The sequence below is a fragment of the Paenibacillus pinihumi DSM 23905 = JCM 16419 genome (genome assembly GCF_000422505.1).
Taxonomy (GTDB): Bacteria; Bacillota; Bacilli; order Paenibacillales; family Paenibacillaceae; genus Paenibacillus_D; species Paenibacillus_D pinihumi.
Map to the genome: position 1 here is coordinate 129,009 of NZ_AULX01000019.1, position 12,885 is coordinate 141,893.

General features: G+C 44.0%; 9 protein-coding genes. 8 read left to right on the forward strand and 1 reads right to left on the reverse strand.

Going from position 1 to position 12,885, the window contains the following annotated elements; all coding sequences use genetic code 11:
- Positions 1-614 precede the first annotated feature (614 nt).
- Both H583_RS31980 and H583_RS0105575 read left to right on the forward strand, forming a co-directional pair.
- Positions 615-3,281, forward strand: a complete 2,667-nt coding sequence (locus H583_RS31980) for a carbohydrate-binding protein (RefSeq protein WP_051236027.1) — start codon at positions 615-617, stop codon at positions 3,279-3,281.
- Between the two features lie 565 nt (positions 3,282-3,846).
- Positions 3,847-4,476: a DapH/DapD/GlmU-related protein gene (locus H583_RS0105575; protein WP_028559614.1), complete on the forward strand. Its 630-nt coding sequence runs from the start codon at positions 3,847-3,849 to the stop codon at positions 4,474-4,476.
- A gap of 258 nt (positions 4,477-4,734) precedes the next feature.
- Here H583_RS0105575 and H583_RS36480 read toward each other — a convergent pair whose 3' ends face one another.
- Positions 4,735-5,916: a hypothetical protein gene (locus tag H583_RS36480; RefSeq protein ID WP_154665805.1), complete on the reverse strand. Its 1,182-nt coding sequence runs from the start codon at positions 5,914-5,916 to the stop codon at positions 4,735-4,737.
- A 463-nt stretch (positions 5,917-6,379) separates the two neighbouring features.
- On the opposite strand from H583_RS36480, the gene H583_RS0105585 reads away from it, so the two are divergent.
- From H583_RS0105585 to fabD, 6 genes are all read left to right on the forward strand, one after another.
- Positions 6,380-6,700, forward strand: a complete 321-nt coding sequence (locus tag H583_RS0105585) for a PadR family transcriptional regulator (protein ID WP_028559615.1) — start codon at positions 6,380-6,382, stop codon at positions 6,698-6,700.
- On the forward strand, positions 6,693-7,235 hold the full coding sequence (locus H583_RS0105590) for an HAAS signaling domain-containing protein (protein ID WP_028559616.1): 543 nt from the start codon (positions 6,693-6,695) through the stop codon (positions 7,233-7,235). The genes H583_RS0105585 and H583_RS0105590 overlap by 8 nt, the downstream gene beginning before the upstream one ends.
- A 6-nt stretch (positions 7,236-7,241) precedes the next feature.
- On the forward strand, positions 7,242-8,003 hold the full coding sequence (locus H583_RS0105595; protein WP_028559617.1) for a DUF4097 family beta strand repeat-containing protein: 762 nt from the start codon (positions 7,242-7,244) through the stop codon (positions 8,001-8,003).
- 35 nt (positions 8,004-8,038) lie between these two features.
- Complete coding sequence (locus tag H583_RS0105600; RefSeq protein ID WP_028559618.1) at positions 8,039-8,815, forward strand: ABC transporter ATP-binding protein; 777 nt, start codon at positions 8,039-8,041, stop codon at positions 8,813-8,815.
- A gap of 3 nt (positions 8,816-8,818) precedes the next feature.
- Positions 8,819-11,218: an ABC transporter permease gene (locus tag H583_RS0105605; protein ID WP_028559619.1), complete on the forward strand. Its 2,400-nt coding sequence runs from the start codon at positions 8,819-8,821 to the stop codon at positions 11,216-11,218.
- A 418-nt stretch (positions 11,219-11,636) separates the two neighbouring features.
- On the forward strand, positions 11,637-12,881 hold the full coding sequence (gene fabD, locus H583_RS31985; RefSeq protein ID WP_281170098.1) for an ACP S-malonyltransferase: 1,245 nt from the start codon (positions 11,637-11,639) through the stop codon (positions 12,879-12,881).
- The last annotated feature ends 4 nt before the right edge of the window (positions 12,882-12,885 follow it).

A 12,885-nucleotide genomic window follows, 5' to 3' on the forward strand; every position in this document is an offset into this window, starting at 1 on the left:
ATCGTGAGGTGGGATCTGGAGGCAAATACACTGCTTCCCCTCCTTCGGCCACAATAATTTTAGCTGTTTTAGATACCTTTATATTTTGATCAGTAAAATTTAAGTAAATATTCACTTAAATTTTCTATATACATGTTTTTTTTCACGGAAAAATTTTGGGTAAATCTAATTTTATCTCTATAATACTATAAAAAAAGGTATTTTTTAAATATATTATTTATTTTTAGGATGAAATAGTGTACGATTGAATGGTAATTATTCACTGAAAAAGAAAGGGGTGAATTAGGTTGACAATACTATATGATAAAGAAACCTCACATTGGCTTGCTATAGGCAAAAAACTTGTTGTATGGCCTATCCATTCGTGAGAACGGCACATTGCATCCTCTCTACTATGAGCTTTGTCTGAGAGCGCTTCCGGAGGGGCATTAGACTTGTAGTTAACGCAATAGTTATAATTGTTAGCCTTGATATTGTCTAAATCACCACAGCTTGAGACTTATAGCTTATTTTCTCCAATGACCGCATGCCACCAATTGCAGTCAGGCATAAGGTTGACAGCAACAAGGGGAACTGCATAACGATTGAAATAAAATTTTATTAGAGGAAAGGTGATGCGGTTGAAATCAGGAAGGTCGGCTGTTATTACGATTACTATTGCTCTTGCCTTTATTATCGGAATATCTATGTTGATATACCGCATTTCGTCTCCGCAGGCCGAGCAACTGCTTCAACCGGGGTTAATTATTAACAATGCAGAATTGGAGGAAAATATTTTGTTGAATAAAACTGTAGTGGAATATTCCTTTGAAGGTGATGATCTGCGCAATACACTAAAAGGTCCTCATACCGAAGTTGCTGATTGCCATCAATGTACCAACGGGAAACAGGTAGTTGGCCTTTTTGAAGGGGGATCTGTCCAGTTCAATCATGTTGAGGTTCCTGAAGCGGGTAAATATATAATGACGGTCTATTATACATCTGGTGATTCCCGTTCTATTTTCTTAGAAGTCAATGGAAGCGCTCAACCGGAGAAGTACGATTTTCCCGAGGTCGGGAAGAATGATTGGGATAGTGTGGGAGCGTATGAACTTGAGGTTGAATTAAATAGTGGCAATAATGTTCTTATATTCTCTGATGGAGATGGGTATGCACCGAACCTAGATAAAATCATCATTAAAAAAGCACCTGCAAACTCCAATGAAGAGCAGGACCCGGATTTTGCTTGGGGAGACTCAGGCAATATCGGTGAGGTAACCTCGACGTCGCACTATGGAGCGATTCGCGTTACGCAGCATCATGAGGGCATTACAATTGAGAGTGGGGTTTACCAGATTATCTATAATACGAAGAACGGACTATCCGCCTATTCTTGGGGTGGCAAAATGATTGCCAAGGGCGTCTATAGTAGCTTTAAACTGAATGACGAGATTCTCAACAGCAACAAATATGATACCCATCAGCTTTTAGACGAGCAGATCCAAGCAATTGAGGATGGTCATGGCAAGGGCATCAAGCTGGTTATTCGAAGTGAGAAGCAGGGGCTGCCGGTGCTGGACCAAATCTATCATGTCTATGAGAACAGCCTCTACTTCCTTAAGTCCGAGGAAGTGAGCGGCAGCAGCGAACTCAGCACGAACTATATGGCGCCGATTGTGCTGAAGACAGCAGGAGGGGTCGATCTCGGCCAATACACGGATAATAGGGTTCTAGTTGTACCGTTTGATAATGACGCTTTCACGCGTTATTTGTCCAAAACGATGAATACGCACTTGAACACGAAAAATTATATCAGCTCTGAAGTAACCGCTATCTTTGACAATGACAGCCGGAACGGATTAATTATTGGATCGATTACACATGACACTTGGAAAACGGGAATTCATTGGGGTGGTTCGGACAATCGCCTCAATGAGTTGAAGGTATATGGAGGCTTTACTTCGCCTACCGTTACCTATGATCGTATGGAGCATGGTGCCATCTCGGGAACGACGCTCAAATCGCCGCAAATCTTCGTCGGACAATACAGTGGTTACCGCGATGGATTGGAGGCGTATGGCCGTGCCAATGCCGTTGTCGCTCCACCACTTGCCTTCGGACCGACTATTCCACAAGGTGTTCCAGTCGGCTGGAACAGCTGGGGGGCATATGCCGAGCATCTGACCTATAAGAATATGATAGATGTATCCAATTACTTCCACGATCATTTGCAGCACACTTCGTTTAATAATGATGGTGTGCTATATATCAACATGGATTCCTTCTGGGATAACTTGACGGATGAACAGCTTGCTGACGTGACGGAGACCATTCATAGGAACGGACAGAAGGCGGGGTCATATTATACACCATTCGCCTATTGGGGTAAAAATATGCTGCAGAAGGTTGAGGGAACGGACGGGAAGTATACGTACGGAGATATTGTCCTCAAAGACAAAGAAGGTAAAATTGTGCCCCATACGATGGGCACACCACTTGATCCAACCCATCCGGGTACAAAAATGAAGATCGCATATAATATGGATCGTTTCAAACAGAGAGGCTATGAATTTCTCAAGTTCGACTTCGTCACACATGCGTCGATGGAAGGAGACTACTATGATAAGAGCATTACAACAGGAATTCAGGCATACAATCACGGGATGTCGTACCTGCTGGAGCAAATTGGTGACACCATGTTTGTAAGCTCCTCTATTGCACCGATTTTCCCGAGTCAATATGCGCACAGCCGCAGAATTTCCTGTGACATTGACAGTTCGATTGGCAATACAGAATACCAGCTTAACAGCTTAACTTATGGCTGGTGGCAGAACGGAACGATCTATCATTATACCGATCCGGACTATATGACGCTGATTAATGGTGAAACCTTCGAAGGATCACAGACACGCGTTAATTCTCTTGTTATCTCTGGTACCCTCTACTTGGGATCAGATGATGTGAATGATAAGAAAGCGCAAAAGCTCATGCAGGAGCTCATGACCAACCCGCGTATTAATGAGTTGGCGATGAAAGGAAAAGCATTCCGCTCCGTTGAGGGCAACACGGATACGGCATCATCGGATATATTCGTGATGGAGGATAAAGGAAGCTATTACCTGGCAGTGTTCAACTTCAGCAAGGATTCGGCCGAAAAGACGGTTGATCTCGCCCGTGCTGGTATTCCAGCCAATGCAAGCATCATCGATCTGTGGACGAATAAGCCTATTGAGTCGCAGGAAGGCAAACTTAAGCTGTCGCTTACCGCTAGACAGTCGGTTTTGTACAAGTTCACACCTTAGTAAGACGGGATGTTATTTTTTCTGAAACAGATTTATCGATTTATTTTGTAATCGAACAGCAAGAGCCTCCTATCCCAAATAATAGGGAAAAGGAGGCTCTTGCTGTTGTGAGGCCGAGTATTCATTCTATGTATGAAGCGGCTTCCTGTCGTATGAAGTTCATCGTGATGGAGACATGATTCGCAGTGGTGATAGCAAACCGGGCGCGTATAAGATGAATCCCGTTTATATGACGAGGCTGGCTGTATGCCTAGAGAAAGAGTTCTCTTCGAAAAGGGAGCACCCCTTTAAATTATATACGATTTTTATAGGATTATATTCGATATTGGTGGAAAAGGGCAATCATTTATTCTATCCTGATAGTATCAACTGTGAATCGTACTTCTATAGCGAGCGGATGAGTTTGGCGGCAGATCACTTTTGTAATGACCTTTTGTTAGATGAGATTATTGTACGGTGCAAGGTTTTTGCAATTGTATGCGTTCTCTTTTGCAATGAGCATCTCTATATATTGTTTGGGGTGGAACGCTGGGGGAGATTCCAATTTTGAAAGGGAGAATGATCTATGAATATTCAAGAACGAATGGCAAGCTGTCAACTATTTACGGACCATGATGCTAATTATCCTGAGGAAGCCGCAGCTTTAGCACGTGCACGTCAACGTGGCAAGGCGCTTTGTTATGAGATCAATCGCTTGCATCCAAATGATCTGGAAGGACGCAAGACTTTAATGAGTCAGCTCTTTGGGGGTATGGGCGATAATGTATGGATGGAGCCTCCAATTCGTATGGCTTATGGTTCGAATACAACTATAGGCAACAATGTGTATATCAACTTTAATTTAACTGTTGTAGACGATTATAAAGTTGCCATTGGCAACGATGTGATGTTTGGCCCAAACGTAACGATCGCTGTGACTGGTCATCCCGTACACCCGGAAAAGCGCAAAGAAGGTGGAATGTTTGCTCTGCCTGTAGTCATCGGGGATGGGGCTTGGATTGGCAGTGGAGCTATTATTCTTCCTGGAGTCACAATCGGAAAGGGAAGTGTGATCGGAGCAGGGAGTGTGGTAACCAAGGATGTTCCAGCCAATGTAATAGCTGTCGGTAATCCATGCAAGGTTCTCCGTGAGATTACGGAAAACGACAGGGTGTATTATTACAAAAACATGCGCTTTGATCAGGTAGAGTGGTAACTCACTTGGTGATTACACTATCAGAATGAGGGTTCGTTCAGTTTCGTAAATACGATTATTTGCCAGCCCATTGGCGGTCATCATGGGGAAAGCCCGACGATCGCAACATCCACTACTACAACCATCACAGGCAGCAATGGAGGCTAAAAAAGATGATTCCTGTTCAGTGTTCAGAACAGGAATCATCTTTTATTGACATCCTAATTTTTTTTAGTGTCCTTGATCTGGGAAGGCCAGTTAAGGAGCTTCTTTTGTTTATTAGAGAGTCTGATAAATCACCATCAGTGGTGTTGAAGAAGAACCACCCGTGGAATGCGTAATCGTTCGCGTCATCGGAGAAACGGTATTTCGTGGTACAGTCACCGTTGCAACTTCAACGGCCTGTTGCATTGTAGGTGAAGCACCAGTACTTTGGGGGCCAGTAAGTCTCGGGACTTTGTACGTAATTCCGTCTCCGCTCCATAGCACCGCCCCGGCATACGTATACACTTGTGGGGCGATGTAAATTTTCACTTGCCGATCAGCGTTGCTTGTGTTGGTGAGTCTAACCGTGTGAATATGTCGGGTTCCAAAATGCCCCTTATTACTTGCTGCGGGGCCTTGATTATCAGGAGCGCCAATAATTCGATACGAATTAGTATCTTTCATGATATCGTCCGTTGCGGGATTGCTAGGCGTAGGGTTACCGTTCGAAATACTAAAATGTCGCCATCCTGAACCGGCAGCGTAATCGGAACTTGTCGTGATGTCTGTGAAATCCCAAGAGCCACGTGGATGAGTTCCATCACTGGAGCTAATATAAGGTACAACAGGCGTTTGATTTAAGCGAAGGTTTGCGGTTGTTCCTAGTGCGAGTGAAGTACGAACTCTGTAATTAAGACTAACTCCCGGAGCGGTGTTTGAAACGGTAAACTCAATAATTCCTCCTACCAATGACTCTGCCGTACTAGGGGGAACAGGGGCAGGGACACTCCATTCTCTTACTACCCCAACCCCGCCGGCGGGTATGGAGGAATCTACAGGAGATAGCGCATCAAGCGAATCTCCTACCAACGCTGAAGCTGCGCAAATCCCGTGATTAATAAAGTTTGTAACGACTTGGACGGAGCTTCGGATGTTATGAATGGAGTAAGAGGTGGTGCCAGCGTTGCCAACGGTAATTCCAAATTTCAAGTTTTGTCCTGTTCGGTTGAGGTGCCAAACAAACATACGATATCGAACACTGCTTCTGCCATTAACCGTATCACTCCATAACGTAGCAAATCCATTTGTAAAAGGGGTGGCATGCGTGTGAGGACTAAGAAAAATGGATTCAGGGTTATCCGAAAGAAAAAAACGAGTACCTTGATTCGCTTGGCTCCCCCAACATCGGATGGGAAAAGTCCCGGCGGAAATTCTTGGGATATTTACAATGCTTTTTGTACTTTGATTACAAGCCATAATGAATTCCTCTTTTCTTTTATGAAAATTTATTTAAGAGAAATTAAAGGGATGATGACCATGACCAACGATCCCACATTGGCATTGCCATTTTAATTCGCTCTCACAATAGAGGGTAAAACCAACCGTCTTTTTACAACGCATAGCTTAAAAATTTTGAAAAAAAGTTAAATGCCAGTTTAATACTTGGCTAAACGTAAATGGAACCGTTCAAATATAGATTCCTAATGTATGAAATTTTGATAAAAATTGGAACTATTTCGGGATTCGCCGCAAATTACCCAATCGAGCTTATTTAGTGCATTCCAACGACAACATTTCGGCATACTTCCATCGTTATACGCTTTTGGAGCATTTTTGAAAAATTATAACAGGTACCTTGCAATGAACAGTAGTTGATGGTATATTATGTATATCCAGCTACTGCATATTGCACAGTACTAAATAAAGTGTGGTGGAGATAATGAATATTCAGTTCAAGAAGGGTGTGTTAGAGCTTTGCGTTCTTGTCTTGACGGCAAAGAAAGATCGCTATGGATATGAGCTGGTCGAACAGATATCGCAGAAGTTTGAAATTGCAGAAGGCACGATCTACCCGTTATTAAGAAGGCTGGCAGCGGAAGGATTGTTTTCAACCTATTTATTCGAGTCTGATGAGGGGCCTCCCCGGAAGTATTATAAGATTACGGATGAAGGAAAGAAAGTCAAGAATGAACTGGTAAGCGAATGGAGCAAATTTGCTAAAGGAGTTCAGGAGATGATCGAGGAGGGATCAGATGAGTAAAGAGGTTTATTTGAATGAGCTTATTCAATATTTAAAGCCGCTTCCTCCTGCTGAACAAGCGGATATCATTGCCGAGTTCAGAGAGCACTTTGAACTCGCGGAGTTCAACGGACGGTCCAAGGAAGAAGTGATCGCAAAGTTAGGCAATCCAAGGCTTGTCGCACGTGAAGCGCTTGCCCAGTACCAGATTCGGAAGGCGGGGAAATCCCTCTCGCTTTCCGGTGTAATTAAAGCGGTGATTGCGACAATGAGTTTAGGATTGTTCAACCTAATTATTGTCCTGCTGCCGTTCGCGGCCTCTTTAGCTTTACTTGCCGGAGTATTCGGCTTTGCCCTCTTTTTAATCGTGTCACCTATCCTCTTAAGTATCCAACACCAATCCATCATGATCCTCACAAATGAGTTTTTTCTTATGGCAGGTTTAGTCGGTGCAGGGCTGCTGCTTTTCATCGGAGCCGTCAAATTTACCCGTTTATACTACGATCTTGTGCTTCGGTATTTAAGGTATTGCCTGAAAGTAATTAAAAGGAAGTGATTCAAGTTGAGCAATAGACTGCGTAATTTAACAAGACTGGCCGTTATGCTGATTGCAGTCGCAATTATTGGAAACGCATTGATGTACGTTCTGGGAAACTCGCCTTTTAACGTGCATGAGTTGTCCATCGAACAAACGATTCGGTCTAATCAGGTGAATGGGGTCTTAATCCGTACAAAAATAGGCAGGGTAGACGTGGTCCCGATTGAGGGGAATGAAATCCGGGCAACGCTGGAGGGGAAGACGACGAAGAAATGGATGAAGGATTACCAATTAGTTGTGGACGAGGATCAAGGCCTTGCCCAAATTGAAGTTGTACAAGAAAGCAGATTCCGCTTTATTGATATCTATACGGACTTCAAGTTGACTGTAGGAATTCCTGCTGCAAAATTGAATCAACTGCAGGTAGAAACCGACTCGGGAAATATTCACATAGGTTCAGTTGATGCCAGTGAGTATTTAGTGACGAGCGATACCGGTTCTATTAAACTGGACATCAAAAAAGGACACATCCATGCGAAAACGGACACAGGAGAAATCGTTGCTGCACTTGACCACATCGATCATGACATCATTGTTGCAACCGATACCGGAGACATCACTGTGCAAACTGCCCAAGTACCTAAATCGCTTCACACCAAACTCACAACGGACTCCGGAAAAGTCAATGTGTCCTTGCCCGATTACCACGATGGAAAGATTGGAGAAGGCGGGCCGTTGGTAGATCTTTTTTCCGACACCGGCAATTTGACAATTAAGCAAAAGTGAATATTGAAATCTAATTTTGTATGGGAGGTTTCTTTATGATAACAGCAAATGCCAGTAAAGTCATTTTGATCAAAACGGTCGATTTATGCAAAACTTACTCAACGGGAACAGAACAGTTCCAAGCGGCAAAGAGTGTTAATCTGGAGCTCTATAAAGGGGATTTTACGGTCATTATGGGCAGTTCAGGCTCTGGAAAGTCAACATTGTTATATCTCCTCAGCGGCTTGGATACGGTCACTTCCGGAGAGATTTATTTTAAGGGCCAGCGGATTGACGAATACTCAGAGAAGGGGATCTCGGATTTTCGGTCCAACAAAATCGGCTATGTTTATCAATCCATAAACTTAATTCCGGATTTTACTCTGCTTGAAAATATAGCCTTTCCTGGATATGTGGCCGGCCGCGGCAAAAGCGATGTTAACAATCAGGCACTGAAGCTGATGGAAAGGATGGGAATCGGGGATCAAGCGAATCGTCTGCCTTCTCAGGTGTCCGGAGGCCAACAGCAAAGAGCCGCCATTGCCAGGGCATTAATCAACTCACCTGAAGTCATTTTTGCCGATGAACCAACGGGGGCGCTAAGTCAGGAACAAGGTGCGATCATTCTAGACATATTGACCGAGATGAACCGGGACTCTCAATCCATCGTAATGGTAACACATGATATTAAGGCAGCCTGCAGGGCTGATCGTCTCATCCTCGTTAAAGATGGAGCCATCGATGGGATTTTGGAGCTTGGAAAATATTCACAAGGAGATATGAAAGCAAGAGAAAACCAAATATTCATGTTCATGTCAGGGAAGGGGAAATAATGAATGTATGCTGTATGGAAGCTGTGCTGGAAAAACCTGAAAAACAAAAAAGTTCAAAACAGCTTTATTGCAATCATTATCATGCTCGCTGCCCTGCTCCTTTCAACAGCTGTATTAGTCATTACCAATACGAACCGCGCATATGAGAATATGCACAGCAAGGTCGATGGAGCCCACCAAATTTTACAAATGGAAAACGGTATTCAAAACCCGGTAAGGATCCAGCAGTGGTGGGCAAAACAGGATGGGGTTTCCGCTTCAGAACTGATGCGGTATCGATATCTGTCAAGTATGTCTCATGGCGGAGAGGAAATACCGAATGTCGACTTGTTTATGATGGATACACCGAACGCTCCTTTTCCTGTCGATAAGCTGCTGTTTGTACAGGGGGAAGAGAGACAAACACCGGAGCCGGGTACGGTCTGGATTCCTACGTCGATTGCATATTCCAATGATATTCAAATCGGGGATCGGGTTGAATTTAAAACCGATCAGGGAGTCTTTCAATTGGACGTTGCTGCAGTCGTCGTGGACATCTCTTATTGTTCACCGTTTGCGACCAGCGGGAGAATATGGCTAAGCCATCAGGATTATGACGCCAAGCTGTCTGCTTTGCAGGGCAATGATCATTATATGGTGGGTCTGAGATTTGATGATTTCAGTCATAACAGGGACTACTGGGAAAGATTCGAGCAGTTCTTAGGAACTCCTTACCTGGAATCGGTAAAAGATTTTGAGAGCTTGTCTTCTTATTATATGATCGCGAATCAACTCATTGGTTTTGTCATGATTTTTCTTGCTGTGGTCATGATTGCTGTCGCTCTCTACACACTGGGTTTTACGATCTCCGATGCGATTCTCTCAAGCTACAGAACGATAGGCATCATCAAGTCCGTTGGTTTATCTTCGCGTAATGTGATTATGGCATATGTAACGCAATATACGCTCTTGGCAGTTGTCTCGGTCATCCCGGGGGTTTGGGCCAGCCATATTTTTGCGGGCAAGATTGTCGACAGTTCTATGGCCTATCTCAGTACAGGAGCATCCCAAATGAATTCCTCTTATTCGACTGTAGGGATTGGGCTGGGAGCTCTGGTAATCGCTGTTATATTCCTCTCAGCGCTGCTCTTCTCCTATAAAGCGCGCAGTGTTGAGCCGGCACAAGCCGTTCGTTACGGTATGTCGGAGAAGGAGTATTCACAAAAGTCGGGACGCAAAAGAAAGCTGTTTCAACTCGGCACCCTTCCAACATTACTGGTTATCGGGCTAATAGGGGTTACCAAAAATATCCGAGGCTCCATGCTGATTGTAATGATTTCAGCTTTGTCCACTTCTGTGCTCGTATTTGGTTTCTTGTTCGTGTATAGTGTATCTTCGATCCATGAGACGATTGCGAAGTGGGGATATGATTCAGCTGATTTATCGGTAAGAATCGATAACCCGGATAAATTGACCTATGAACAGCTTCATGAGGAAGTTCTATTGGATCCAAGGGTGAAGAATTATTCCCGTTATGGGGATGCCAATGCTGTATTGCCGATCAATGGTGAACTTTCGGCCGAAATGAAACAGGACACAATTGGTGTTTTGCTGACAGTGGCTGATGGGGATTTTGATGAAATCGGCTATGAAAATGTGAAGGGCCGAAACCCTGCTTCTGACAGTGAAATCTCGATCGGAGTAAATATTGCCAGGAGCCTTGGTGTGGACGTAGGTGAACCGCTGGATATTTATATTAACGGGGAAAAGCGTACGTTTACTGTTACCGGGATTTATCAGGCCATTGCGAATATGGCCTACACCGGGCGAATTACTGCTGAAGCAGTCAGAACAGTCAATCCCGACTATGGGGCCGCAATGAATACGATGTTTATTAATCTTCAAGATGGTACATCGGTCGACCAATTTGTGAACGAACTGCACCAAAAGTACGGCAGTGCAATCTGGGCAGCAAGTCAGGCCACTTTGGTTGACGAGGTATTTTCACAAGCTTTTACCATCATCGTACTGCCGATGTCCGTCATGGCTTTGTCGTTTATCTTGATTACGTTTATTATTATCTACAGCATTTGCCGTATAAACATGAAGAAAGAGAGTCGAACTTACGGCATTTATAAATCGGTAGGCATGACCTCCAGACAGATTCGCTTATCGGAAACTACAGGAATTTTGGTCTTATCGGCGATCGGTGCTTTAGTCGGAGTTCCTTTCGGATTGTCGGGCCTTCCTCCTTTACTGAATTTCATTTTGGCCGATTACGGGATTGTCCAAGTTCCGTTGGTTATGAATGGAGGAGGCATAGCGATAATGATACCATTAAGTATTGCAGCCGCATGCCTGGGTTCATGGTTCGCATCCAAGTCTGTTCAAACCACATCACCGCGACTTCTGACAATTGAATAACTGCGTGGCTTCCGCTCTGTTTAAACTGGTCCTCTAGTCAAGGACACTTTTTAAAAAGAATTAGGCTGTCAATAAAAGATGATTCCTGTACTGAGTACTGAACAGGAGTCATCTTTTTTTTAGTCCCCATTGATACCCACAGTCTAAACACTTTTTTAAGTGTCCAGTCTATGGGGACCCGTTTAGTTTCGGAGCCTTTTCTCACTTTCCTGGATGTGAAAATTCAACTAAATAATACAAATTAATATAACAAATGGATTGACAAGACAGAATTTATAGTATACTTTTATTATGTATTAATACTAAAATATCTAATTTTTGTATTTTTATAATCAAATGATAAAAAAAGGTAATTTTATGTCGAATCTTGCAACGCAGACTCTTCTACAAAATAAAACAGAAGCGAGGTTTGCGCATGATGAATACGGCTTTTTTGTTTCCGGGGCAGGGTTCACAATATGTTGGTATGGGAAGAAAACTGTATGACCAATTCGCTGCAGCGAGGCATATGTTCGAAGAAGCAAATGATACCTTAGGATTCGATCTTGCCACACTTTGCTTTGAGGGAAGCCACTTGGAGCTTATGCAAACAATGAATACACAACCTGCGATATTGGCTGTAAGTGTCATTGCCTTTGAAATGGGGAGGCAAGAACTGGGGTGGGAGCCCTGTTTGATGGCTGGACACAGTCTTGGCGAGTATTCGGCGCTTGTGTGTAGCGGAGTGTTTTCTTTTCGTGACGGGCTCCGTATTGTCAGAAAACGTGGAATGTTGATGCAAGACGCGGTTTCCGCGGGTCTTGGGGCTATGGCAGCTGTGACTCATGTCCCAAGAGATCAGCTGGAGCAATGGTGCCGCTTGTCCGCAACAGAAACTGCACAGGTTGTTATCGCCTGTTATAATTCGCTGAATCAGCACGTCATTGCGGGTCATCAAGAGGCAGTCGGTGTTGTAGCGGAGCTCATCCAGAGAAAAATTCCACAAGCCGGTGTGAAATATTTAAACGTCAGCGCTCCTTTCCACAGCCCTCTGATGCAAGCAGCAGCAGACAAGCTTGCAGCTGATTTGGGGGAGCATGAAATTCGAGAGGGCCATTGCCTGGTCATATCCAACGTAACTGCCCGGCCGTATGGGTTGCAAGAACTGGCTTCTCTTCTTTACCGTCAGATGACTCATCCGGTTCGCTGGCTGGACACAATGGAATTCCTGTTCCGTCAAGGAGTCAGCAGGACCGTGGAAGTTGGGCCTCGTCAGGTGCTGACTCAACTAATGAACGATACTTATTCTTCTATACAAACCTACCACTTTGATAATCCTCAAGAACTAGAGCATTTACACTCCATCTTTGCTTCAGGACATTATAGCCGTGAAACCATTGCCGTCAGCATTCATGAGGCTCTAATGGCAGCCGCCATTGCCCGGAACCGAAATGAGGACATGACGGAGTATAACAATGGCGTCATCCTGCCAATTCAACAAATCAGAGAGCTAATAGAACAAATTCGCCAAGATCGAAATTTGGATATGACTTCAACGCTGTATCGGATAAGGGATCTGCTGCAGATCGTGCTGACCGCCAAACAATTGTCATCGGATGAACAGATGAAGATCGTCCGCAAATTACCGACAAGCAAGAACGTCGTAACTTTGATTAAGGGATAATCAT

Coding starts and splice junctions, on each gene's coding strand:
- fabD (WP_281170098.1), top strand. CDS start 11,637: ATGAATACGGCTTTTTTGTTTCCGGGGCAGGGTTCACAATATGTTGGT.
- H583_RS0105600 (WP_028559618.1), top strand. CDS start 8,039: ATGATAACAGCAAATGCCAGTAAAGTCATTTTGATCAAAACGGTCGAT.
- H583_RS0105590 (WP_028559616.1), top strand. CDS start 6,693: ATGAGTAAAGAGGTTTATTTGAATGAGCTTATTCAATATTTAAAGCCG.
- H583_RS0105575 (WP_028559614.1), top strand. CDS start 3,847: ATGAATATTCAAGAACGAATGGCAAGCTGTCAACTATTTACGGACCAT.
- H583_RS0105605 (WP_028559619.1), top strand. CDS start 8,819: ATGTATGCTGTATGGAAGCTGTGCTGGAAAAACCTGAAAAACAAAAAA.
- H583_RS31980 (WP_051236027.1), top strand. CDS start 615: ATGCGGTTGAAATCAGGAAGGTCGGCTGTTATTACGATTACTATTGCT.
- H583_RS36480 (WP_154665805.1), bottom strand. CDS start 5,916: ATGGCTTGTAATCAAAGTACAAAAAGCATTGTAAATATCCCAAGAATT.
- H583_RS0105585 (WP_028559615.1), top strand. CDS start 6,380: ATGAATATTCAGTTCAAGAAGGGTGTGTTAGAGCTTTGCGTTCTTGTC.